22 protein-coding genes are annotated in these 22,783 nt (G+C 64.3%); 7 read left to right on the forward strand and 15 right to left on the reverse strand.

The genetic code is table 11. The features are described 5' to 3' along the window. Nucleotide 1 precedes the first annotated feature (1 nt). Entirely contained in the window at nucleotides 2-1,519 is a 1,518-nt protein-coding gene (gene lnt / locus E5221_RS24910) for an apolipoprotein N-acyltransferase (protein WP_247846593.1), read from the forward strand. 155 nt (nucleotides 1,520-1,674) lie between these two features. On the opposite strand, the gene E5221_RS24915 is transcribed toward lnt, so the two are convergent. After that, nucleotides 1,675-2,436, reverse strand: a complete 762-nt coding sequence (locus E5221_RS24915; protein ID WP_247846594.1) for a YdcF family protein — start codon at nucleotides 2,434-2,436, stop codon at nucleotides 1,675-1,677. Between the two features lie 135 nt (nucleotides 2,437-2,571). Continuing rightward, the gene (locus E5221_RS24920) at nucleotides 2,572-2,886 is read right to left on the reverse strand and encodes a hypothetical protein (RefSeq protein WP_003257582.1); all 315 of its coding nucleotides are present in this window, start codon (nucleotides 2,884-2,886) and stop codon (nucleotides 2,572-2,574) included. A gap of 227 nt (nucleotides 2,887-3,113) precedes the next feature. On the opposite strand from E5221_RS24920, the gene leuS reads away from it, so the two are divergent. From leuS to E5221_RS24945, 5 genes are all read left to right on the forward strand, one after another. Then, nucleotides 3,114-5,720 (forward strand): leucine--tRNA ligase, encoded by a 2,607-nt coding sequence (leuS, locus tag E5221_RS24925; RefSeq protein WP_182328918.1) that lies wholly within the window; start codon nucleotides 3,114-3,116, stop codon nucleotides 5,718-5,720. Nucleotides 5,721-5,780: 60 nt separating this feature from the next. Continuing rightward, a complete protein-coding gene (lptE, locus tag E5221_RS24930; RefSeq protein ID WP_189121383.1) occupies nucleotides 5,781-6,386 on the forward strand; it encodes an LPS assembly lipoprotein LptE in 606 nt (201 codons plus the stop codon). Between the two features lie 39 nt (nucleotides 6,387-6,425). Next, entirely contained in the window at nucleotides 6,426-7,463 is a 1,038-nt protein-coding gene (gene holA, locus E5221_RS24935; RefSeq protein WP_039613557.1) for a DNA polymerase III subunit delta, read from the forward strand. A gap of 237 nt (nucleotides 7,464-7,700) precedes the next feature. Then, nucleotides 7,701-7,865: an alternative ribosome rescue factor ArfA gene (arfA, locus tag E5221_RS24940; protein WP_247846595.1), complete on the forward strand. Its 165-nt coding sequence runs from the start codon at nucleotides 7,701-7,703 to the stop codon at nucleotides 7,863-7,865. Between the two features lie 60 nt (nucleotides 7,866-7,925). Further along, nucleotides 7,926-9,239: a lytic murein transglycosylase gene (locus E5221_RS24945; protein ID WP_013974349.1), complete on the forward strand. Its 1,314-nt coding sequence runs from the start codon at nucleotides 7,926-7,928 to the stop codon at nucleotides 9,237-9,239. A 121-nt stretch (nucleotides 9,240-9,360) separates the two neighbouring features. On the opposite strand, the gene E5221_RS24950 is transcribed toward E5221_RS24945, so the two are convergent. From E5221_RS24950 to E5221_RS25010, 13 genes are all read right to left on the reverse strand, one after another. Then, nucleotides 9,361-10,299, reverse strand: a complete 939-nt coding sequence (locus E5221_RS24950) for an LD-carboxypeptidase (protein ID WP_247846596.1) — start codon at nucleotides 10,297-10,299, stop codon at nucleotides 9,361-9,363. Nucleotides 10,300-10,386: 87 nt separating this feature from the next. Beyond that, complete coding sequence (gene lipA, locus E5221_RS24955) at nucleotides 10,387-11,403, reverse strand: lipoyl synthase (protein ID WP_003257574.1); 1,017 nt, start codon at nucleotides 11,401-11,403, stop codon at nucleotides 10,387-10,389. 2 nt (nucleotides 11,404-11,405) lie between these two features. Then, a complete protein-coding gene (gene lipB / locus E5221_RS24960; RefSeq protein ID WP_013974352.1) occupies nucleotides 11,406-12,053 on the reverse strand; it encodes a lipoyl(octanoyl) transferase LipB in 648 nt (215 codons plus the stop codon). Beyond that, a complete protein-coding gene (locus tag E5221_RS24965) occupies nucleotides 12,053-12,328 on the reverse strand; it encodes a DUF493 domain-containing protein (RefSeq protein ID WP_003249736.1) in 276 nt (91 codons plus the stop codon). Before E5221_RS24965 ends, lipB begins: the two co-directional genes overlap by 1 nt. 73 nt (nucleotides 12,329-12,401) lie before the next feature. Beyond that, entirely contained in the window at nucleotides 12,402-13,562 is a 1,161-nt protein-coding gene (locus tag E5221_RS24970) for a D-alanyl-D-alanine carboxypeptidase family protein (protein ID WP_013974353.1), read from the reverse strand. Between the two features lie 269 nt (nucleotides 13,563-13,831). Then, on the reverse strand, nucleotides 13,832-14,833 hold the full coding sequence (locus tag E5221_RS24975) for a septal ring lytic transglycosylase RlpA family protein (protein WP_013974354.1): 1,002 nt from the start codon (nucleotides 14,831-14,833) through the stop codon (nucleotides 13,832-13,834). Further along, nucleotides 14,833-15,843 (reverse strand): lytic murein transglycosylase B, encoded by a 1,011-nt coding sequence (gene mltB, locus E5221_RS24980; protein WP_039613594.1) that lies wholly within the window; start codon nucleotides 15,841-15,843, stop codon nucleotides 14,833-14,835. Before mltB ends, E5221_RS24975 begins: the two co-directional genes overlap by 1 nt. 17 nt (nucleotides 15,844-15,860) lie before the next feature. Further along, the gene (gene rodA, locus E5221_RS24985) at nucleotides 15,861-16,964 is read right to left on the reverse strand and encodes a rod shape-determining protein RodA (RefSeq protein WP_015271941.1); all 1,104 of its coding nucleotides are present in this window, start codon (nucleotides 16,962-16,964) and stop codon (nucleotides 15,861-15,863) included. 38 nt (nucleotides 16,965-17,002) lie between these two features. After that, complete coding sequence (gene mrdA, locus E5221_RS24990; RefSeq protein WP_015271942.1) at nucleotides 17,003-18,892, reverse strand: penicillin-binding protein 2; 1,890 nt, start codon at nucleotides 18,890-18,892, stop codon at nucleotides 17,003-17,005. Between the two features lie 16 nt (nucleotides 18,893-18,908). Beyond that, nucleotides 18,909-19,376: a 23S rRNA (pseudouridine(1915)-N(3))-methyltransferase RlmH gene (gene rlmH / locus E5221_RS24995; protein WP_003249722.1), complete on the reverse strand. Its 468-nt coding sequence runs from the start codon at nucleotides 19,374-19,376 to the stop codon at nucleotides 18,909-18,911. Between the two features lie 10 nt (nucleotides 19,377-19,386). Then, complete coding sequence (rsfS, locus tag E5221_RS25000) at nucleotides 19,387-19,806, reverse strand: ribosome silencing factor (RefSeq protein WP_013974359.1); 420 nt, start codon at nucleotides 19,804-19,806, stop codon at nucleotides 19,387-19,389. 43 nt (nucleotides 19,807-19,849) lie between these two features. Then, nucleotides 19,850-20,509, reverse strand: coding sequence for a nicotinate-nucleotide adenylyltransferase (gene nadD, locus E5221_RS25005; RefSeq protein ID WP_039613553.1), 660 nt, complete (start codon nucleotides 20,507-20,509; stop codon nucleotides 19,850-19,852). Between the two features lies 1 nt (nucleotide 20,510). Beyond that, nucleotides 20,511-21,782 carry a glutamate-5-semialdehyde dehydrogenase gene (locus E5221_RS25010; protein WP_247846597.1) on the reverse strand — a complete coding sequence of 424 codons (1,272 nt, stop codon included), beginning with the start codon at nucleotides 21,780-21,782 and terminating at the stop codon, nucleotides 20,511-20,513. Nucleotides 21,783-22,112: 330 nt separating this feature from the next. Here E5221_RS25010 and E5221_RS25015 point away from each other — a divergent pair, with 330 nt between their 5' ends. After that, nucleotides 22,113-22,781, forward strand: coding sequence for a DNA-3-methyladenine glycosylase (locus E5221_RS25015; protein WP_015271945.1), 669 nt, complete (start codon nucleotides 22,113-22,115; stop codon nucleotides 22,779-22,781). Nucleotides 22,782-22,783 lie beyond the last annotated feature (2 nt).

Genomic DNA, 22,783 nt, shown 5'->3' on the forward strand with positions numbered 1-22,783 from the left:
CATGCGTTGGATCACCCGCCCCGGCTGGCCCGGTAACCTGCTGGCCCTGGCGGCCGGTGCCTCCACCCTCCTGGCCCTGGCGCCTTTCGACATCTGGCCCTTGGCCGTGTTGTCCATCGCCCTGCTCTACCTCGGCCTGCGCGAGCTCAGCCCGCGCCAGGCCATGTGGCGCGGCTGGTGGTTCGGCTTCGGCCTGTACGGTGCCGGTACCTGGTGGATCTACGTCAGCATGAACACCTACGGCGGCGCCTCGCCGCTGCTGGCGATCCTGCTGCTGCTGGCGTTCTTCGCCGCCCTGGCCTGGTTCTTCGCCCTGCCCACCTGGCTGTGGGCACGCTGGCTGCGCCGCACCGAAGCACCACTGGCCGACGCCTTGTGCTTTGCCGCCCTGTGGCTGCTGCAAGAGGCCTTCCGCGGCTGGTTCCTGACCGGCTTCCCCTGGCTCTACGCCGGCTACAGCCAGCTGGACGGCCCGCTGGCCGGCCTGGCACCGCTGGGTGGCGTGTGGCTGATTTCCTTCGCACTGGCCCTGACCGCTGCCCTGTTGTGCAATGTGCACCGCCTGCGCGCCCGCCCCTCGTTCCTCGCGGTGGGCTGCCTGCTGTTGCTGGCCCCGTGGGTGCTGGGCCTGGCGCTCAAGGGCCATGCCTGGACCAAGCCGGCGGGCGACCCACTGAAAGTGGCGGCGATCCAGGGCAACGTCGAGCAGGACCTGAAATGGGACCCGGCGCACATCGATGCGCAACTGGCGCTGTACCGTGACCTGAGCTTCAGTTCCAGGCCGGTAGACCTGCTGGTGTGGCCGGAAACCGCGGTCCCGGTGCTCAAGGACCAGGCCCAAGGCTATATCGACGTGATGGGCCGGTTTGCCGCCGAGCGGCATTCGGCGCTGATTACCGGCGTGCCAGTGCGTGAAGTGGTGCATCACCAGCGCCGCTACTACAACGGCATCACCGTCGCTGGTGAAGGCGATGGCACCTACCTCAAGCAGAAGCTGGTGCCTTTTGGCGAGTATGTGCCGCTGCAGGACATGCTGCGTGGCCTGATCGAGTTCTTCAACCTGCCCATGTCGGACTTCGCCCGCGGGCCGGAAGACCAGCCGCTGCTGCAGGCAAAGGGCTACCAGATTGCGCCTTACATCTGCTACGAAGTGGTCTACCCCGAATTCGCCGCAGGCCTGGCGGCCCGCAGCGACCTGCTGCTGACCATCAGCAACGACACCTGGTTCGGTACCTCGATCGGCCCGTTGCAGCACCTGCAGATGGCACAGATGCGCGCGCTGGAAGCCGGGCGCTGGATGATCCGCGCCACCAACAATGGCGTGACCGCGCTGATCGACCCGTTTGGCCGCATTACCACGCAGGTACCGCAGTTCCAGCAGGCGGTGCTGTATGGCGAGGTGGTGCCGATGCAGAAGCTGACGCCGTACCTGCAATGGCGGTCGTGGCCGCTGGCGATTGTCTGTGCATTGCTGCTGGGTTGGGCGTTGCTGGCAGGCCGTATAGCCAAGACTGTTTAACCAGGCGACGCAGATCACTGTAGGAGCGGCCTTGTGTCGCGATAGGGCCGCAAAGCGGCCCCGGCATTCCCGGCATAGAAGCTGAAATCTGGGGCTGCCATGCAGCCCATCGCGACACAAGGCCGCTCCTACAAGGGATCGCGTAAGCCGGTAAATCAGTAGAACAGCCGATACCCCACCAACCCGGCCACTTCATTGAGCAACTGCCCGCTCTGCCACATCGCCCGGCTCTCCGGCAGCAACCCGCCGAACGGCCGCGCATGATCGCGCCCGAGGAACCCGACTGGCGCCGGCACCACCTCGAACCCCGCCTGCTCGAAGCTCCAGCGCGAGCGCTGCATGTGCCAGGCCTGGGTCACCACGACCACCCGGCGAATCCCCAACGGCTGCAGCACCTTGGCCGTCAGCCGGGCATTTTCCCAGGTCGTGCGGCTGCCCTCCTCTCGCCATTTCACCTCGACACCGAAATCTTCACGCAGGCGATCAGCCATCAACTGCGCCTCGCTCGGCGGCGAGCCATAGTGCAACCCGCCACTGGTCAACACCGGCAAGCCCGAAGCCTTGGCCAGCCGTGCGGCAAAGCGCATGCGCTCCAGCGCCGTGGCTGTGGGCTGGTCGCCACCACCCCAGGCCGGGTCACCCCGCTCACGCCCCGCGCCCAGCACCACGATGGCATCTGCCCGGCTTGCCAGGCCTGTCCAATCGCTTACCGCCAGTGGCGCTTCTGTCTCGAGCACACGAGCGGTTTCCTGCACCACCAGCGGCAGGCTCATCAGCCACAGGCCACCAAGGCCCACGGCAAAACACAGCGCTGCCAGCCGGGGCCGACGGCGGCGCAGCCACCACGCCACAAGCAGCAGCAGGAACAGGACGCCTGGCGGCATCAGCCATTGTTTGACGAAGAATCGGATCGGCATTGGCCACACCTCCTTGGCAGGCGTGCAGCCTAGAAGGATCGACGCCGGTCAACAAGGGTGTGGCCGGCGCCGATCGTGAGCTGTGCAAAATTTAAGAACCGGCGCGCGATAGCCTGCGCCTGGCGTCCTGAACGGCTAGCGATGCGGCAGCGTCCTGGATCTCGCCGTGCTGGCGGGGCGTTTCTTGTCCTTGAGCCAGATGATCTTGGCCGATGTCGGCTCCGCTTGTGGGTAACTGCCGACACAGGCATTGTGGCGCTCCGGGAGGGAATCCAGGTAGGCCTTGATCAGTTCGAACTCTGCGTGGCTCAGGCCACGCAACTCCAGCTCGGCTGGCATTTCGTCGCGCAATCGCACCGAGGTCCTGGCCACTTCCAGCGCCAGGCCAAGCCGGTCGATCAGGCGTTCGTATAGCTCCGGTCTGATTGCGGGTAGCTGCGTCTCTCCCATCCGTTCACCTCATTGAAGATAAGAATATCTCCCCCCACACCTGAGCTTAGCGTCGTTGAAAAAAGCAGCCGTGTGCCGCGACCAGCGGGCATTCGCAACGAAGGTTTCCCACGATGCGCGGCGCTGCTGTATGCTACGGCGTTCACTCTAAACGACACCGGAGTGCCGGACGCAGCGAGGTTCCGCTGCCTGGAACAAGGTCTCTTCCCTCTCAGCAAAAAGTAGCCATGCACGAACAATACACGCCCCGTGATATCGAAGCCGCCGCCCAGAAGTTCTGGGACGAGCAACAATCGTTCGCTGTTACCGAACAGCCAGGCAAGGACACCTACTACTGCCTGTCGATGTTCCCGTACCCGAGCGGCAAGCTACACATGGGCCACGTGCGCAACTACACCATCGGTGACGTGATTGCCCGCTACCAGCGCATGCTGGGCAAGAACGTCCTGCAGCCGATGGGCTGGGACGCATTCGGTATGCCCGCGGAAAACGCGGCGATGAAGAACAACGTCGCCCCGGCCAAGTGGACGTACGAAAACATCGACTACATGAAGACCCAGCTCAAGAGCCTGGGCCTGGCCATCGACTGGGCACGTGAAGTCACCACCTGCAAGCCCGACTACTACCGCTGGGAGCAGTGGCTGTTCACCCGCCTGTTCGAGAAAGGCATCATCTACCGCAAGAACGGTACCGTGAACTGGGACCCGGCGGACCAGACCGTACTGGCCAACGAGCAGGTCATCGACGGCCGTGGCTGGCGTTCGGGCGCGCTGATCGAGAAGCGCGAAATCCCGATGTACTACTTCCGCATCACCGACTACGCTGACGAGCTGCTGGAAAGCCTCGACGAGCTGCCGGGCTGGCCTGAGCAGGTCAAGACCATGCAGCGCAACTGGATCGGCAAGTCGCGCGGCATGGAAGTGCAGTTCCCGTACGACCTGGCCAGCATCGGCCACGAAGGCACCCTCAAGGTCTTCACCACCCGCCCCGATACGTTGATGGGCGCCACCTACGTCGCCGTCGCCGCCGAACACCCGCTGGCCACCCAGGCCGCCCAGGGCAACCCGGCGCTGCAGGCGTTCATCGACGAGTGCAAGAGCGGCAGCGTTGCCGAAGCCGACATGGCCACCCAGGAGAAGAAGGGCATGGCCACTTCCCTGCTGGTCGAGCACCCGCTGACCGGCGAGAAGCTGCCGGTATGGGTCGCCAACTACGTGCTGATGCACTACGGCGATGGCGCCGTCATGGCCGTGCCGGCCCACGATGAGCGCGACTTCGAGTTCGCCCACAAGTACAACCTGCCAGTCAAGGCCGTGGTGCGCACCAGCGCTGGCGACGAAGTCGGCAGCGAGTGGCTGGCCGCCTATGGCGAGCACGGCCAACTGATCAACTCCGGCGAATTCGACGGCCTGGACTTCGCCGGTGCCTTCGACGCCATCGAAGCCGCCCTGATCCGCAAGGAGCTGGGCAAATCGCGTACCCAGTTCCGCCTGCGTGACTGGGGTATCAGCCGCCAGCGCTACTGGGGCTGCCCGATCCCGATCATCCACTGCCCATCCTGCGGCGACGTACCGGTGCCGGAAGACCAGCTGCCGGTCACCCTGCCGGAGAACGTGGTGCCGGATGGGGCCGGTTCGCCACTGGCGCGCATGCCTGAATTCTACGAGTGCAGCTGCCCGAAATGCGGCACCGCGGCCAAGCGCGAAACCGACACCATGGACACCTTCGTCGAGTCGTCCTGGTACTTCGCCCGCTACGCCTCGCCGAACTACGAAGGTGGCATGGTCGACCCGAAAGCGGCCAACCACTGGCTGCCGGTCGACCAGTACATCGGCGGTATCGAGCACGCCATCCTGCACCTCCTGTACGCGCGCTTCTTCCACAAGCTGATGCGTGACGAAGGCCTGGTCACCTCGAACGAGCCGTTCAAGAACCTGCTGACCCAGGGCATGGTGGTGGCCGAAACCTATTACCGTGTGGCCAGCAACGGCGGCAAGGACTGGTTCAACCCGGCCGATGTCGAAGTCGAGCGTGATGCCAAGGCCAAGATCATTGGCGCTCGCCTGAAGACCGACGGCCTGCCGGTGGAAATCGGTGGCACCGAGAAGATGTCGAAGTCGAAGAACAACGGCGTCGACCCGCAATCGATGATCGACCAGTACGGCGCCGATACCTGCCGCCTGTTCATGATGTTCGCCTCGCCGCCCGACATGAGCCTGGAATGGTCCGACTCCGGCGTCGAAGGCGCCAGCCGCTTCCTGCGCCGCGTCTGGCGCCTGGCCCAGGCTCATGTAGCCCAAGGCCTGCCGGGCAAGCTGGATGTCGCCGCCCTGGACGACGCGCAAAAGGTCATCCGCCGCGCTATCCACACCGCCATCAAGCAAGCCAGCACCGACGTGGGCCAGTTCCACAAATTCAACACCGCCATCGCCCAGGTGATGACCGTGATGAACGTGCTGGAAAAAGCCCCGCAAGCCACTGAGCAGGACCGTGCCCTGCTGCAGGAAGGCCTCGAGGCCGTTACCCTGCTGCTGGCGCCGATCACCCCGCACATCTCCCACGAGCTGTGGCAACAGCTGGGCCACCAGCAGGCCGTCATCGACGCCAGCTGGCCAGCCGTCGACGAGGCAGCCCTGGTACAGGACACCGTCACCCTGGTGGTGCAGGTCAACGGCAAGCTGCGTGGCCAGGTCGAAATGCCGGCCGCCGCCAGCCGCGAAGAAATCGAAGCCGCCGCGCGCAGCAACGAGAACGTCCTGCGCTTCATCGATGGCCTGACCATCCGCAAGGTCATCGTGGTACCGGGCAAGCTGGTCAACATCGTCGCCAACTGATGGCAACGCCCGCCCGCAGGCACTGCGGGCGGGCGAACAGGCCCACAAGGGAGCAACAACATGATCAAACGCAATTTGCTGGTAATTGGCCTGGCGGTCATGCTCAGCGCCTGCGGTTTCCAGCTGCGCGGCACCGGCTCTACCGAACTGAGCGTGAAGGAAATGGACGTAAGCGCACGCAACGCCTACGGCCCGACCGTGGTCCAGCTGCGTGAAGTACTGCAGCGTAGCGGCGTTAACGTGCACGCTGGCGCACCATACCGCCTTGTGCTGACCAACGAGCAGGAGCGCGAGCGCTCGGCGACCTACAACAGCGGTAACCGTACCGCCGAGTACGAGCTGACCACGGTGCTGAACTACAGCGTCCAGGGCCTGAACAACCTTGAGCTGATGAGCGACAAGGTGGAAGTACGCAAGATCTACTTGCGGGACGGCTCGAACATCACCGGCTCCGAACAGGAAGCCAACCGCGCCCGCGAAGAAATGCGTCGCGACCTGGTCAATGCCATGGTTGTTCGCCTGCAGATGCTGACTCCGTCCCAACTGGACGAACTGCAGCGTCAAGCCGACGAACGCGCCAAGGCCGAAGCCGCTGCGCTGGAGGCCGCTCGCCGCCAGCAGGCCGAGACGCCTCAGCAGTCGCCACTGGAAGTACCGGGCAACTAAGCCCGAGCGGGGTACCTTCGGGTACCCCGCCTGTTTCCCATGAAGCTCGCTCCCGCCCAACTCAACAAGCACCTGCAAGGCGCCCTGGCACCGGTCTACGTGGTCAGCGGCGACGACCCGCTGCTGTGCCAGGAAGCCGCCGACGCCATCCGCAACGCCGCGCGCCAGCAGGGCTTCGACGAACGCCAGGTATTCAGTGCCGACGCCAACTTCGACTGGGGCACCCTGCTCCAGGCTGGCGCCAGCCTGTCCCTGTTCGCCCAGCGCCGCCTGCTGGAATTGCGCCTGCCCTCAGGCAAGCCTGGTGACAAGGGCGCTGCTGCGCTGATGGAATACTGCGCCAACCCTGCCGAAGACACCTTGCTGCTGGTCAGCCTGCCCAAGCTCGACGGCAGCGCGCAGAAGACCAAGTGGGGCAAGGCGCTGATCGAAGGTGCCCACTGCCAGTTCATCCAGATCTGGCCGGTGGATGTGCACCAGCTGCCGCAGTGGATCAACCAGCGCCTGCAGCAGGCCGGCCTGTCGGCACAGCGTGACGCTGTCGACCTGATTGCCGCGCGCGTGGAAGGCAACCTGCTGGCGGCCGCACAGGAAATCGAAAAGCTCAAGCTGCTTGCCGAGGGCAACCAGATCACCGTGGAGACCGTGCAGGCCGCCGTCGCCGACAGCGCCCGCTTCGATGTCTTCGGCCTGGTCGATGCCATTCTCAACGGCGAAGCTGCGCATGCCTTGCGTATGCTCGAAGGCTTGCGCGGTGAAGGCGTGGAGCCACCAGTGATTCTCTGGGCCCTGGCCCGAGAGCTGCGCCAACTGGCGGGGCTGGCCCAGCAGTTCAGTCAGGGTGTACCGCTGGACAAGGCTTTCAGCCAGGCCCGCCCACCGGTCTGGGACAAACGCCGGCCACTGGTCAGCAAGGCCCTGCAGCGCCTGTCGGCGCAGCGTTGGGCGCAGTTGCTGCAGGATGCCCAGCGTATCGATGCACAGATCAAGGGGCAGGCCGAGGGCTCGCCGTGGACCGGCCTGGCGCGCTTGTCGTTGCTGATGGCCGGCCAGCGTCTGACACTCCCGCCCGAGTAAATCGTCCTCCAGACTGCCTCAGTGCACTGTAGGAGCAGCCTTGTGCTGCGAAGAGGCCATAAGTGCCGAAGAAAGTCTTCTGCCTTACAGACCTCTTCGCAGCACAAGGCTGCTCCTACAAGGGTCCTGCCAAATCCATAAGAACCAGGTATTCGGCCATATACACAATCAATTGGCCCCACCCTGCCCCAAGCCCTACAGTGCGCTGCGAAACCCACCCAACCGGGGAACCCCGCCATGAGCAAAAAACTGAAAAAGCACGGCCCCAACAAGGCCAAGTCGATCATCGCCCAACCGCTGTTCCGCTGCCGCCAGGAACAGCCGAACAAGGGCAAAGGCAGCTACCGCCGCGAAGCCTTCCAATCGAGAGATTGGGAGGCTTCCTACTTTTTGGCTGCATGAAAGCATCGAGAGCGCAGGCATGATATGGTCGTCACCTGACCTGCAATTCTGGATCTGTGAATGCTCCTCAGTCTTCTCCCCCGCTGGAAAACCCGCCAGCTGATCGCGGCCTCCAGTTTCATCCTGCTCGTGGCCTGCGCAGAAAAGCCCACCGCCGCCGACGCCCTGCCGCTGGCCCCCGCCCAGCCCACCCCTGTGGTGACCCTGCCCGGCACGACGCCCGACACCAGCACTGAAATCCAGCCTCTGCAAACCTTCGCGCAATGGCAAGCAGGCTTTCGCCAGCAAGCCCTGCAAGCCGGCATTTCGCAGGATACGTTCGACCGCGCCTTCCTCGGCGTCACCCCCGACATGGACGTGATCAAGGCCGATCGCAGCCAGCCGGAGTTCACCCGCCCCGTATGGGAATACCTCGAAGGCGCCCTGTCGCCTCTGCGCGTGCGCAACGGCAAGAAGCTGCTGGAGCAGAACGCCGAACTGCTGACCCGCATCGAGCAAAGCTATGGTGTCGATCGCCAGGTGTTGGTCGCGGTATGGGGCATGGAAAGCAACTTCGGCCAGTTTCAGGGCAACAAGTCGGTGATCCGCTCGCTGGCTACCCTGGCCTATGAGGGCCGACGCCCGCAGTTCGCCCAGGACCAGCTGATCGCCGCGCTGCAGATCATTCAGCACGGCGACATCCAGCCTGAGGCCATGCGTGGTTCGTGGGCCGGTGCCATGGGCCAGACCCAGTTCATCCCGACCACCTACAACACCCATGCCGTGGACTTCGACGGCGATGGTCGCCGCGACATCTGGAACAGCACGGCAGACGCCCTGGCCTCGACCGCGCACTATCTGCAGAGTTCGGGCTGGAAGCGTGGCCAGCCGTGGGGCTTCGAGGTACAGGTGCCGCCTGGCTTCGATTACTGGCAGGCCGATGGCGCCCTGCGCAAGCCGGTGAGCGAGTGGCTGGCGATGGGCGTGAAACTGCCTGCCGGTACCCAGCTGCCGGTGGGTAGCAACCAGCTGTCTGCCGCACTGCTGCTGCCCGCAGGCGCGCGTGGCCCGGCGTTCCTGGTGCTGGACAACTTCCGCGCCATCCTCAAGTACAACAATTCGTCGTCCTACGCGCTGGCAGTAAGCCTGCTGGGTGATCGCTTCACGGGCTGGGGCTTCATTGCCGGCAGCTGGCCGAAAGAAGACCTGCCCCTCAGCCGCAGCGAGCGCATGGAGCTGCAGAACCTGCTGAACAGCAACGGGCACGAAGCCGGCAATGCCGATGGCATCATTGGCGCCAATACCCGCAAAGCGATCCGCAATGCCCAACAGGGGCTGGGGTGGCCGGCGGATGGGTATCCGACCCACAAGCTGCTCGAGAGCCTGCGCAAATAGTGAGATTGCTGGGGGCGCGTTGCGCCCCTTTCGCGACACAAGGCCGCTCCCACAAGCGATAGCACTTCTCCTGTGGGAGCGGCCTTGTGTCGCGATGGGCTGCAAAGCAGCCCCGACAATCTCAAGCCTTGAACAAATCCTGCTCCAACACCAATGTCTGCCTCCCGCTATCCAGCATTACCCGAGCCCCCAACGGCAAGCACACATTCGGGTCACAATGCCCACTGCGCCACCCGGCCAGCACCGGCACACCCAGCGGCGCGAAGATATCCTCCAGCAGGGGCGTCAACGCCGTAGTGGTAATCCCGGCAAAGTCCCCCACCAGCACACCCTTCACCCCCTCCAGCTTGCCTGCCAGGCGCAGCTGGGTCAGCAAGCGATCCACCCGGTAAAGCGGCTCGTTGACGTCCTCGATGAACAGGATGCAGCCCTGCGTATCCAGCTCGGCAATCGTTCCCAGGGTCGCGCCCAGCATCGACAGGTTGCCGCCCAGCAGCGGCCCGCTGGCCACCCCATGCAGCACGCTGCTCAATGCAAAGTCAGCAGGGTGCACGATCTGCTCCCCTGCCCGCACATGCCCACCCAGCTGCGCCAGCAACGAAGTCTCGGTTGGCGGCAACTTGGCCCCCAGCAGGTCGGCATTGAGCATCCCGCCATGGAAGGTGAGCAGCCCGGTATGCCGGTAGATCGCCGTGTGCAGCGCGGTTATGTCGCTGTAACCGATCAGCGGTTTGGGGTTGCGCCGGATCAGTTCGAAATCGAGCTGGTCGAGCAGGCGCATGCTGCCGTACCCCCCACGCATGCACAGAATGGCGTCGATGGCCGGGTCGGCAAAGGCATCATGCAGGTCCTGTAACCGCTGCCGGTCCGGCCCCGCCAGATAGCCCTGGGCCTGAAGGGCTCCCGGATAGATGCGGCAGCTGTAGCCTCTATCAACGAACCACTGGTTGACCTTGTGCGTATCCAGCCGCGCCGCGCCCGCCGGGGCGACAATGGCAAAACAGGCATCACGCGGCAGCGCGGCTGGCAGGCTGGGTTGGAAGGTTTCGGCGCAATTCATCGCGGCTCCTTGCAGCGCGTGTGGCACAAACAAAAATGCCGATGCGGCCCTTCGGCGCGCATCGGCATGCGTGGCTCTGTGCTTGGCTCAGAGCTTGATCTTGGCTTCGTGAGCCTGCTGGTCAGCGTGGTACGAAGAACGCACCAACGGGCCGGATGCGACGTTCTTGAAGCCCATCTTGTAACCTTCCTCGGCGAACCAGGCGAAGGTGTCCGGGTGAACGAAACGCTGCACCGGCAGGTGGCTGCGCGACGGCTGCAGATACTGGCCGAGGGTGAGCATGTCGATGTCATGCTCGCGCATGCGGTGCATCACTTCGATCACTTCCTCGTCGGTCTCGCCCAGGCCGAGCATCAGGCCCGACTTGGTCGGTACGTGCGGCACCAACTGCTTGAACTTCTGCAGCAGGTCCAGCGACCAGTCGTAGTCCGAACCCGGGCGCGCGGCCTTGTACAGGCGCGGTACGGTCTCGAGGTTGTGGTTGAACACATCCGGCGGCTCTTGCGCGGTGATCTCCAGGGCAATATCCATGCGCCCACGGTAGTCCGGCACCAGGGTTTCCAGCTGTACGCCCGGCGACAGCGCACGGATTTCGCGGATGCAGTCGGCAAAGTGCTGGGCACCACCGTCACGCAGGTCGTCGCGGTCCACCGAGGTGATCACCACGTACTTCAGGCGCAGGTCGGCGATGGCGATGGCCAGGTTCTTCGGCTCGTCCAGGTCCAGCGGTTTCGGCCGGCCGTGGCCAACGTCGCAGAACGGGCAACGACGGGTGCAGATGTCACCCATGATCATGAAGGTGGCGGTACCACCGGAGAAGCACTCGCCCAGGTTCGGGCAGGATGCCTCTTCGCATACGCTGTGCAGCTTGTGCTTGCGCAGCAGCTGCTTGATGCGGTCTACCTCGGGCGACACCGGGATACGCACGCGGATCCAGTCGGGCTTCTTCGGCAGCTCTTCGGTGGGGATGATCTTCACCGGGATGCGCGCCACCTTTTCGGCACCACGCAGCTTGACCCCGGCTTCCACCTTCTTCGGCGCTGGGCGCGGGGTGGCATCCTGGGTAGGTATCAGGTTCGGCACGGCTTCTTGCACAGTTGTCATATTCAGTCGATTCCGCCCGTGAGGGTCGTCTGCTCAGCGTAGTCGAGGTGCTTGACCAGCTGTCCGCGCAGCCTTGTCCTGACCTCGTCGAGTTCGATCGGACCTGCCAGGTCGCGCAGCTGGGTCATCGCCAGCCCCGCATAGCCGCAGGGGTTGATTCGGCGGAATGGCGCGAGGTCCATGTCCACGTTCAGGGCAAGGCCGTGGAACGAACGGCCGTTGCGGATTCGCAGGCCGAGGGAGGCGATTTTCGCTCCGTCGACATAGACGCCCGGGGCATCGGGCTTGGCCGCGGCCTGGACATCGTAACTGGCGAGCAGGTCGATGAGGGTCTGCTCGATACGGCTGACCAGCTCACGCACGCCAAAGCCCAGCCGGCGCACATCCAGCAGCAGGTAGGCCACCAGCTGCCCGGGGCCATGGTAGGTCACCTGGCCACCGCGATCGGTCTGCACTACCGGGATGTCGCCCGGCACCAGCAGGTGCTCGGCCTTGCCGGCCTGGCCCTGGGTGAAGACCGCGGGGTGCTCGACCAGCCAGACTTCATCCTGGCTGTCCGGGCTGCGCTGCTCGGTGAAGCGACGCATGGCCTCCAGCACCGGTTCGTAGGGCTGCAGGCCAAGCTCGCGAAAACCGAGGCAGGCGGACATCAGAGCACCATTTTCACGATGCCGGTAGCGCGCAGGGCGCTGTTGATATCGTGCAGCTGGTTCTCGCTTTCGGCAACGATGTGCAATTGCACGGTGGTGTACTTGCCTTCCTTGCTCTGGCGCTCGGCCAGGGTGGAAAGGTCGACCTTCGCGTGCTTGCTCAGGATCTCGATCACCGTGTCCTTGAAGCCGACAACGGTGTCACCGATGACCTTGATCGGGTAATCGTCGCAGGGGAATTCGATCTTGTGCGACTTGACGTCTGGTTCGCTCATGGCGGAAACGGCCTCGTAAGCCGTGGCAACAACAACGCCCCCGCAGGATACGCGGGGGCATGCAGGTCACGTATCAGTTGAACAACCCGTAGAAGAATAGACGGATGCTATCCCACATACGGCGGAAGAAACCACCTTCCTCGACGCCATCGAGGGCGATCAGGTCGGCGCTGTGAACCACTTTCTCGTCCAGTTTGACTTCCACTTTGCCGATCACGTCACCTTTGGCGATTGGCGCGGTGAGCTGCGGGTTCATGGTCATCGAAGCCTGCAGGCGCTTCAATTGGCCTTTAGGCATAGTCAGGGTCAGGTCGTTGGCCAGGCCAGCTTTCACTTCGCCAGTCGCGCCCTTCCAGACCGGCGACTTGGTCAGCTCGGTACCCTTCTGGTAGAAGGTCTGGGTTTCGAAGAAGCGGAAGCCATAGGTCAGCAGCTTCTGGGTCTCGGCAGCACGCGACTGCTCGCTGTTGGTGCCGAAGACCACGGCGATCAGGCGCTGGCCATCGCGAACGGCCGAAGCCACCATGCAGTAGCCGGCTTCGTCGGTGTGGCCGGTCTTCAGGCCGTCGACAGTCTTGTCACGCCACAGCAGCAGGTTGCGGTTTGGCTGCTTGATGTTGTTCCAGAAGAACTCTTTCTGCGAGTAGATGGCGTAGTGGGCCGGGTCGACATTGATGATCGCACGGGCCAGGGTAGCCATGTCGTGGGCCGACGAGTAATGGTCCGGGTGCGGCAGGCCGGTCGGGTTCATGAAGTGGCTGTTGGCCATGCCCAGGTCGGCAGCGGTCTTGTTCATCATGTCGGCGAAGGCGTCTTCGCTGCCGGCGATGTGCTCGGCCAGGGCAACCGAGGCGTCGTTGCCGGACTGGATGATGATGCCATGCAGCAGGTCGCTGACGGTCACCTGGCTGCCCACCTTGATGAACATGCGCGAACCGCCGGTCCGCCAGGCGTTTTCGCTGACGGTAACCGGGTCGTTTTCACCGATCTGGCCGCGACGGATGTCCAGGGTGGCGATGTAGGCCGTCATCAGCTTGGTCAGGCTGGCAGGCGGCAGGCGCTCGTCACCGTTGTTCTCGACCAGCACGTTGCCGCTGGACGCATCCATGAGTACGTAGGACTTGGCTGCCAGTTGCGGTGGCGCCGGCGTCATCTGCTCAGCCGCGAAGGCGGCAGGCGTGATCATCAGCAGTACGGGCAGGCAAAGTCGTTTGGCAAGGTTGGTGATGTTCATCCGTCTCTCGAAAATCGCTAATGGTCTGATGTTCCCTGGGCAAGATCATGTGCCCAGCGCCAGTCAGTCTAGTTTTTGCGGCCGTAGGCCTGGCTCGCAATGTGCGGCTTTATGTCGCTGCGGGCAAAAGCCGACATTGTACATGCCCGCGCCCGTCAATTCATGACAAAACCGACAGTTTGGTGTTGCCTTCTTCGCGGGCGCGCCCGCTCCCACAGGGTTTCGCATGCCCTGCGGGAGCGGGCGTGCCCGCGAAGAAGGCAACGCGGTCAGTCAGCTGTGACCAGCTTGGCCTGCCCAAGGTTCGCCAGGCGGATGCTGTCCTGCGCTTGCTGGATCTCGCCCTGGCTGTTGATCGGCCCGAGGCGCACGCGGTGCAGGGTCTGCTGGTTACGCACGATCGAGCTGATGAACACTGGCGCGCTGACCATGCTGCTGAGCTTGGAGCGCAGCAGTTCGGCGGCGTCCGGGTTGGCGAAGGCCCCCACCTGCAGGAAGCTGCCGCCACTGCCGGCCGGCACGTTGTTGCCGGCCACCTGCACCGGCACCACCGGCGCCGCATGCTGCTGGGGCGGCGGGGTCCATTGCTCGACGCGCCCGGTACTGGCCGGGATCGCCTGGGTCTGGGCCACCTGGGGCTCCTTGAGCACCATCGGTGGTGTCTGGCCACGCTGGGCCCACCACTGCTGCGGGTCGATACCTTCGACGCGCACGTGCGCGGTGCCAATCTCGGCATAACCGAGCTTTTTCGCCGCGGCATAGGACAAGTCGATGATGCGGTCCGAATAGAACGGCCCACGGTCGTTCACCCGCAGGATCACGCTACGGCCGTTGGCCAGGTTGGTCACCCGCACGTAGGCCGGCAGCGGCAGGGTCTTGTGCGCCGCGCTCATGCCGTACAGGTCGTACAGCTCGCCGTTGGCGGTGTTCTGGCCGTGGAACTTGGTGCCATACCACGACGCGGTACCTTCCGCGCGATAATTGCGCGAGTCCTGCATCGGGTAGTAGGTCTTGCCCAGTACCGTGTACGGGTTGGCCTTGTAGTTGCCGGTGTGCACGGTTGGCGTGGCGTCGGGGATCTTGTTCACATCCACGTCCCACCACGGCGCGCCGTCCTTGTGCGCGCGGTTGATGTCCAGGCCCGGCTGGGTGCGCACCACGTTGCCACTGCTTTGCTGGGGCGGGCGGTTGGACGAACAGCTGGCCAGCACCACGCCCACGGCGAGGCAGGTGAGCAGCTTGAAAGACTTGCCAGAGATGATTGCGCGCATTACTTGACGCCCCGTGCTTGAACCAGCTGTTCCGATAGCTGATGCACCGCCATGGCATACATCACGCTGCGGTTGTAGCGAGTGATCGCGTAGAAGTTCTTCAGGCCCATCCAGTACTCGGGGCCATTGTCGCCCTCGAGACGGAAGGCGGTAACCGGCAGATCATCGCGCAACGAATCATGGACCGACCAGCCAAGCGTGCGCAACTCCCCAACGGTTTTTACCGGCTCGATGCCGGTGGTCAGGCCTTCGTCGGCGCGCCCACCGTCCACCCAGGCGCGGCTGACCACACCTTCGCCGGCCACCCAGCCGTGGCGCTTGAAGTAGCTGGCCACGCTGCCAATGGCATCGTCCGGGTTGTTCCAGATATTGATGTGGCCGTCGCCGTCGAAGTCTACCGCGAAGTTGCGGAAGCTGCTCGGCATGAACTGCGGCAGGCCCATTGCACCAGCGTAGGAGCCTTTGAGCGTCAGCGGGTCGAGCTGTTCCTCACGGGCCAGCAGCAGGAATTCGCGCAGCTCCTTGCGGAAGAACTCCGCCCGTGGCGGGTAGTCGAAGCCCAGGGTCGACAAGGCATCGATCACCCGGTAGTTACCGGTGTTGCGGCCAAAGAAGGTTTCCACGCCGATGATGGCAACGATGTACTGCGCCGGCACGCCATACTCCTGCTCGGCACGGGCCAGCACCGCCTCGTGCTGGCGCCAGAAGTCCACACCGCGGGCAATACGCGCGTCAGTGATGAACATCGGCCGGTAGTCCTTCCACGGCTTTACCCGTTCGGCCGGGCGCGAAATGGCGTCGAGGATCGACTGTTTGCGCTGCACCTCCGCGAACACACCCATCAGCTGCTCAGGGGCAAAGCCATGGTCGCGGCTCATTTCGCCAACGAACTGGGCCACTTGCGGCGAGCCCTGATAATCGCCGGCATGGGCCAGCTGTACAGCGCCGAACAGGCCCACCGCGCCGATCCACGGCGCACAACGGGCAGCCCAGTTACGCACTGCTTGCATGAAATTCTTCACCTTATTCAAACCTGAGCGATCCATTTGCGGTGCGTGTGGATCGACATCAGAACGCCAAACGCTGACAGCAGCGTCACCAACGAAGTTCCGCCATAGCTGATGAAGGGCAGCGGCACGCCCACCACGGGCAGAAGGCCGCTGACCATACCGATATTGACGAACACGTACACAAAGAAGGTCATGGTCAGGCTGCCCGCCAGCAGCTTGCCGAACAGGGTCTGCGCCTGGGCGGTGATCATCAGGCCACGGCCGATCAGCAGCAGGTAGACGATCAACAGCAGGCAGATGCCGACCAGGCCGAATTCCTCGCCGAGCACGGCAATGATGAAGTCGGTGTGGCTTTCCGGCAGGAAGTCCAGGTGCGACTGGGTGCCGAGCAGCCAGCCCTTGCCGAACACACCGCCCGAGCCGATCGCCGCCTTCGACTGGATGATGTTCCAGCCAGTGCCCAACGGGTCGCTTTCCGGGTCGAGGAAGGTCAGTACCCGCTGCTTCTGGTAGTCGTGCATGACGAAGAACCACATCGCCACCGCCACTGGCACCGCAGCCGCCAGCACGCTGAGGATCCAGCGCCAGCGCAGGCCGCCCATGAACAGCACGAAAGCCCCGGAGGCGAGGATCAGCAGCGCCGTACCCAGGTCGGGCTGGCGCACGATCAGGATGAACGGCACGCCGATCAGCACCAGGCTGATCGCCACATGCTTCAGATGCGGCGGCAATGTGCGCTTGGACAGGTACCAGGCGATGGTCGCCGGCATGATGATCTTCATGAACTCCGAGGGCTGGAAGCGGATCACCCCGGGGATGTTGATCCAGCGCGTGGCGCCCATGGCGTTGTGGCCCATCACGTCCACGACCACCAGCAACAGCACCCCGGCCAGGTAGGCCAGCGGCACCCAGCGAGCCATGAAGCGCGGCTCCAGCTGGGCGATGATGAACATCGACACCAGGCCGATGCCGAACGAGGTGGCCTGCTTGAGCAGCAGGTCCCAGTTCTTGCCACTGGCCGAATACAGGACGAACAGGCTGCCGGCCGCGAGGGTCAGCAGAATGATCAGCAAAGGGCCGTCGACGTGGATGCGCTGCAGAAAGCTGGCGCGCCGACGCATCACATCCTCGCTGGAGAGCATGCGATCGAAATTGTTCATCACAGGGCTGATTCCTGGGTAACGGTGGCAGGCGCGAACTCGGGCTTGAGCCGGCCGTTTTCGTCGAGCAACCAGGCGTCCATCACCTGGCGCACCACCGGGGCGGCAACGCCCGAGCCGGACTCACCGTTCTCGACCATCACCGAAACCACGATCTTCGGGTCCTCGGCCGGGGCGAAGGCGACGAACAGGGCGTGGTCGCGGTGGCGCTCCTGAAGCTTGTTGCGGTCGTACTTCTCGCCCTGCTTGATTGCCACCACCTGGGCGGTACCACTCTTGCCGGCAATGCGGTACTGGGAGCCAATGGCCGCCTTGCGTGCGGTACCGCGGGCGTTGTGCATCACCTGCTCCATGCCATGGGTGACCTTGGCCCAGTCGGACTTGTCACGCAGCACGATGTTTTCCATGGGGTTGTCGTCCACCGGCGGCTGGCCTTCGATGGTCTTGGCCAGGTGCGGGCGGTTCCACACGCCCTTGTTGGCGATCAGCGCAGTGGCCTGGGCCAGTTGCAGCGGCGTGGCCTGCATGTAGCCCTGACCGATGCCGAGGATCAGGGTTTCGCCGGGGAACCAGGCCTGGCGGCGGGTGGCGCGCTTCCATTCACGCGATGGCATCAGCCCGGCGGATTCCTCGAACATGTCGAGGGAAACCCGCTGGCCGATGCCGAACTTGTTCATGTAGCTAGACAGCCGATCGATGCCCATCTTGTGGGCAAGGTCGTAGAAGTAGGTGTCGTTGGAGCGCATGATCGCGGTGTCCAGGTCGACCCAGCCATCGCCCGAGCGGTTCCAGTTACGGTATTTGTGGTCGTAGTTGGGCAACTGGTAGTAGCCCGGGTCGAACACCCGGCTGCCGGCATTGACCACGCCGCTGTCCAGGCCGGCGATGGCCACCGCCGGTTTGATGGTCGAACCTGGCGGGTACAGGCCGCGCAGCACGCGGTTGAACAGCGGTCGGTCGATCGAGTCGCGCAGTTCGGCATAGGCTTTGAAGCCGATACCGGTGACGAACAGGTTGGGGTCGAAGCTGGGCTGGCTGACCATCGCCAGCACCTCGCCGGTACGCGGGTCGAGCGCCACCACCGCACCACGCCGGCCACCCAGGGCAGCCTCGGCGGCCTCCTGCAGCTTGATGTCCAGGCTCAGCACGATGTCCTTGCCCGGTTTCGGGTCGGTGCGCTTGAGCACCCGCAGCACGCGGCCGCGGGCGTTGGTCTCGACTTCCTCGTAGCCCACCTGGCCATGCAGGTCGGCTTCGTAGAAGCGCTCGATGCCGGTCTTGCCGATGTGGTGGGTGCCGCTGTAGTTCACCGGGTCGAGGGTTTTCAGCTCTTTCTCGTTGATCCGCCCCACATACCCCACCGAATGGGCGAAATGCGCGCCCTGCGGGTAATGGCGCACCAACTGGGCTACCACCTCCACGCCCGGCAGGCGGAACTGGTTCACCGCCACACGGGCGATCTGCTCTTCGTTGAGTTCGAACAGGATCGGCACCGGCTCGAACGGCCGGCGGCCCTGGCGCATGCGCTTCTCGAACAGGGCGCGGTCGTCGGGCGTCAACTCCAGCACTTCGACGATGGTATCCAGCACTTCCTGCCAGTTACCCGCACGTTCGCGGGTCATCGACAGGCTGAAGCTGGGCCGGTTGTCGGCGACGATCACCCCGTTTCGGTCGAAGATCAACCCGCGGGTCGGCGGGATCGGCTGCACATGCACCCGGTTGTTCTCCGACAGCGTCGAGTGATAGTCGTGCTGGATGACCTGCAGGTAGTACAGACGCGCAATCAGCACGCAGATAAGCAGCATGATCGCGACTGCGCCGACCACGACGCGGTTGCGCACCAGGCGGGCGTCTTTCTCGTGGTCCTTGAGACGGATCGGCTGCGACATCGGACTGCTTACAGGCTCATTTATGGTAAGGATGCCCGGACAGCACGGTCCAGGCGCGGTAAATCTGCTCGCCGATGAGTATCCTTACCAATGGGTGCGGCAAGGTCAGCGGCGACAGCGACCAACGTTGCTCGGCGCGCGCACAGACCTCGGGCGCCAGGCCTTCCGGGCCGCCCACCATCAAATTCACCGTGCGCGCATCCAGGCGCCAGCGGTCCAGCTCGGTCGCCAGCTGCTCGGTACTCCAGGGCTTGCCATGGACCTCGAGGGTGACGATGCGTTCCCCTGGCTGAACCTTGCTCAGCATGGCTTCGCCCTCCTGACGGATCAGGCGGGCGACGTCGGCATTCTTGCCACGAGTGTTCAGCGGGATTTCCACCAGCTCCAGCGACAGCTCGGCGGGCAGGCGCTTGGCATATTCATGCCAGCCTTCCTCGACCCACTTCGGCATGCGCGAGCCGACCGCGATCAGGCGCAGACGCACAGCGCTTTCCTTATTCCCGGTCCTTGAGCTTGTCGGAGTACTCGTGGGCATGGTCCGGGCTGTGGTGCTTGCCATCGGCAGCACGGCTTTGCTCGGCACCCTGCCACAGGCGCTCCAGGTCGTAGAACTGGCGGGCAGCGGCGGTCATCATGTGCACGATGACGTCGTTCAGGTCCAGCAGGACCCAGTCGCTGTCGCCCTTGCCTTCTTCACCCAGTGGCTGGGCACCCTTGGCCTTGACCGCTTCGCGGACCTTTTCCAGCATCGCGTTGATCTGGCGGTTGGAGGTACCGGTGGCAATGATCATGTAGTCGGTCAGGCTGTGCTTTTCGCGCACGTCGATGACCTGGATGTCCTGGGCCTTGACGTCTTCCAGCGCTGCCTTGGTCAGGGCGACCAGTTCTTCGCCGTGGATTTTCTGCTTGGTCATATAAAACTCGTTCAACTCGTTGGATGAGGCGCCAGAGGCACCGTCAGTTAGGTGCACGATACAGTTCGTGCGCCTCGATGTAGGCCAGTACGGCGTCCGGCACCAGGAACCTCACCGATTTGCCGCTGGCCAGCAGCTGTCGGATCTGTGTAGCCGACACCGCAAGCGGCGTCTGCCAGACGAACGAAATGTTTCCCGCCGGGCCGGACAAGGCGGTGGGATCGCTCTCCGAGCGCGCAGCCAGCAGGTTGCGCAGCTCGTCAGGGGGTTCTACGTCGGCATCCGGGCGTTGCAGCACCAGGATGTGACAGTGTTGCAGCAATTCTTCCCAGCGGTGCCAGCCGGGCAGCCCACAGAAGGCATCCCAGCCCAGCACCAGGAACAACTGGTCGTCAGCGGCCAGTTCGGCGCGGATCGATTCCAGCGTGTCGATGGTGTACGACGGTTTGTCGCGCGCCAGTTCGCGGGCATCCACGCTCAGGCAGGGCACGCCCTGTACAGCGCCTTGCACCATGGCCAGGCGGTCCTGCGCGGCCACCTGCGGGGTGTCGCGGTGCGGCGGCCGGGCGTTGGGCAGCAGGCGCAGCTCGTCCAGCCCCATGAACTCGGCCACTTCCAGCGCGCTGCGCAGGTGGCCGATGTGCACGGGGTCGAAGGTGCCGCCAAGAATGCCGATGCGCCGGACTGCCTGGGCCTTGCTCAACTCAGCAGGACTCCTGGCCGCGCAGCTGGCCGTCACCGATCACCACGTACTTCTCGCAGGTCAGGCCTTCCAGGCCGACCGGCCCGCGGGCATGCAGCTTGTCGGTGGAAATGCCGATTTCCGCACCCAGGCCGTACTCGAAGCCGTCGGCGAAGCAGGTCGGGGTATTGAGCATGACCGACGCCGAGTCGACCTCGGCCATGAACTGGCGGGCTTCACCCTGGTGTTCGCTGATGATCGAGTCGGTATGGTGCGAGCCATAGTGGTTGATGTGCTCGATGGCCTGGTCCAGCCCATCGACCACGCGAATCGACAGGATTGCGTCCAGGTATTCGGTGTGCCAGTCGGCCTCGGTGGCGGGCTTGGCGTCGATGATCGCCCGGGTGCGCTCGCAGCCACGCAACTCGACGCCCTTCTCCTGGAAGCGACTGGCCATTTCCGGCAGGAAGCGCTCGGCCACCTGCTGGTCGACCAGCAGCGTTTCCATGGCACCACAGATGCCATAGCGGTAAGTCTTGGCGTTGAACGCCACGCGCCAGGCCTTGTCCAGGTCGGCGTGCTGGCTGACATAGACGTGGCAGATACCGTCCAGGTGCTTGATCACTGGCACGCGGGCATCGCGGCTGATGCGTTCGATCAGGCCACGGCCACCGCGCGGCACGATGACGTCGACGAATTCCGGCATGCTGATCAGCGCGCCCACGGCTTCGCGGTCGGTAGTCTCGACCACCTGCACCACGGCTGCCGGCAGGCCGGCGGCGGCCAGGCCACGCTGGATGCAGGTGGCGATGGCGCGGTTGGAGTGGATGGCTTCGGAGCCGCCACGCAGGATGGTCGCGTTACCCGACTTCAGGCACAGGCTGGCGGCATCGATGGTCACGTTCGGGCGCGATTCGTAGATGATCCCGATCACCCCCAGCGACGTGCGCATCTTGCCGACCTGGATACCGGATGGGCGGTAGCTCATGTCGCGGATGGCACCGACCGGGTCCGGCAGGGCAGCCACCTGGCGAAGGCCGGTGATCATGCCGTCGATACGCGCCGGGGTCAGCGCCAGGCGGTCGAGCAGCGCGGGCTCCAGGCCGTTGGCACGGCCGGCGGCCAGGTCCAGCTCGTTGGCTGCGGTCAGCTCGGCACGAGCGGCGTCCAGTGCGTCGGCGGCAGCTTGCAGGGCGCGGTTCTTCTGCGCGGTGCTGGCACGGCCGATCACCCGGGAAGCCTCACGGGCAGCGCGACCCAGGCGGGTCATATAGTCAAGAACGGACTCAGTCATGGGTTCGGTGTCTTGGCGAAGGGGAAATCGGCTGATTATAACTGGCGCGCAGGTGTACGCCCAGCGGCGGGTGGCGGATGGTAGAAAATGGCTGGGGGCATTGTGTAGGAAAGATGTAACCGGGGTTATCGAAATTTCTATCTCCTGTCAGGGCCTTTTCGCGGGTAAACCCGCTCCCACAGGGATTGCACAAGGCCTGGGACCTCCGAGGTACCTGTGGGAGCGGGCGAGCCCGCGAAAGGGCCGGCACTGCCAACATCCCACTCGATTCAGCCTCGATTAAGCTATTCATTGCTATCATCCCCGCCGTCCCAGCCACGAACCGCCCGCATGCCAGCCTTGCCCGACAGCTTTTTCGATCGCGACGCCCAGACCCTGGCCAAGGCCCTGCTGGGCAAAGTCATCCGCCATCGCCACGGCGACCTGTGGCTGGCCGCGCGCATCATCGAGACCGAGGCCTACTACCTCACCGACAAAGGCAGCCACGCCTCGCTCGGCTACACCGAAAAGCGCAAGGCGCTGTTCCTCGATGGCGGGCACATCTATATGTACTACGCCCGCGGCGGCGACTCGCTGAACTTCAGCGCCCACGGGCCAGGCAACGCGGTGCTCATCAAGTCGGCCTATCCTTGGCAGGACGCCCGCTCGGGGCCGAACAGCCTGGCACAGATGCAACTGAACAACCCCGATGCGAGCGGCAACCTCCGCCCGCCCGAGCGCCTGTGCGCGGGCCAGACCTTGCTGTGCCGGGCCCTGGGCCTGAAGGTGCCGCACTGGGACGCCCAGCGTTTTGACGCCGAGCGCCTGTACGTGGAGGATTGCGGCAACATCGTGCCACGGGTGATCCAGGCCGCCCGCCTGGGCATCCCTCATGGCCGCGACGAGCACCTGCCCTACCGTTTCGTCGATGCCGAATACGCCCGTTTCTGCACGCGGAACCCGTTACGTCGCGGCCAAGTCGAAGGCCGCGACTTCTTCATTCTGGAACAAGGAAGCTGAAC

Source organism: Pseudomonas sp. A2 (assembly GCF_023100865.1).
Classification (GTDB): Bacteria; Pseudomonadota; Gammaproteobacteria; order Pseudomonadales; family Pseudomonadaceae; genus Aquipseudomonas; species Aquipseudomonas asiatica.

Excerpts from the sequence above, each read along its gene's own strand:
- E5221_RS24915 (WP_247846594.1), bottom strand. The coding sequence starts at position 2,436 with ATGCCGATCCGATTCTTCGTCAAACAATGGCTGATGCCGCCAGGCGTC.
- E5221_RS24970 (WP_013974353.1), bottom strand. The coding sequence starts at position 13,562 with ATGAACATCACCAACCTTGCCAAACGACTTTGCCTGCCCGTACTGCTG.
- E5221_RS24950 (WP_247846596.1), bottom strand. The coding sequence starts at position 10,299 with ATGAATTGCGCCGAAACCTTCCAACCCAGCCTGCCAGCCGCGCTGCCG.
- E5221_RS25010 (WP_247846597.1), bottom strand. The coding sequence starts at position 21,782 with ATGACTGAGTCCGTTCTTGACTATATGACCCGCCTGGGTCGCGCTGCC.
- lipB (WP_013974352.1), bottom strand. The coding sequence starts at position 12,053 with ATGTCCGCCTGCCTCGGTTTTCGCGAGCTTGGCCTGCAGCCCTACGAA.
- E5221_RS25015 (WP_015271945.1), top strand. The coding sequence starts at position 22,113 with ATGCCAGCCTTGCCCGACAGCTTTTTCGATCGCGACGCCCAGACCCTG.
- arfA (WP_247846595.1), top strand. The coding sequence starts at position 7,701 with ATGAGCAAAAAACTGAAAAAGCACGGCCCCAACAAGGCCAAGTCGATC.
- rsfS (WP_013974359.1), bottom strand. The coding sequence starts at position 19,806 with ATGACCAAGCAGAAAATCCACGGCGAAGAACTGGTCGCCCTGACCAAG.
- E5221_RS24920 (WP_003257582.1), bottom strand. The coding sequence starts at position 2,886 with ATGGGAGAGACGCAGCTACCCGCAATCAGACCGGAGCTATACGAACGC.
- E5221_RS24965 (WP_003249736.1), bottom strand. The coding sequence starts at position 12,328 with ATGAGCGAACCAGACGTCAAGTCGCACAAGATCGAATTCCCCTGCGAC.
- mrdA (WP_015271942.1), bottom strand. The coding sequence starts at position 18,892 with ATGTCGCAGCCGATCCGTCTCAAGGACCACGAGAAAGACGCCCGCCTG.
- E5221_RS24945 (WP_013974349.1), top strand. The coding sequence starts at position 7,926 with ATGCTCCTCAGTCTTCTCCCCCGCTGGAAAACCCGCCAGCTGATCGCG.
- E5221_RS24975 (WP_013974354.1), bottom strand. The coding sequence starts at position 14,833 with ATGCGCGCAATCATCTCTGGCAAGTCTTTCAAGCTGCTCACCTGCCTC.
- leuS (WP_182328918.1), top strand. The coding sequence starts at position 3,114 with ATGCACGAACAATACACGCCCCGTGATATCGAAGCCGCCGCCCAGAAG.
- lptE (WP_189121383.1), top strand. The coding sequence starts at position 5,781 with ATGATCAAACGCAATTTGCTGGTAATTGGCCTGGCGGTCATGCTCAGC.
- lnt (WP_247846593.1), top strand. The coding sequence starts at position 2 with ATGCGTTGGATCACCCGCCCCGGCTGGCCCGGTAACCTGCTGGCCCTG.
- lipA (WP_003257574.1), bottom strand. The coding sequence starts at position 11,403 with ATGACAACTGTGCAAGAAGCCGTGCCGAACCTGATACCTACCCAGGAT.
- holA (WP_039613557.1), top strand. The coding sequence starts at position 6,426 with ATGAAGCTCGCTCCCGCCCAACTCAACAAGCACCTGCAAGGCGCCCTG.
- mltB (WP_039613594.1), bottom strand. The coding sequence starts at position 15,843 with ATGCAAGCAGTGCGTAACTGGGCTGCCCGTTGTGCGCCGTGGATCGGC.
- rodA (WP_015271941.1), bottom strand. The coding sequence starts at position 16,964 with ATGCGTCGGCGCGCCAGCTTTCTGCAGCGCATCCACGTCGACGGCCCT.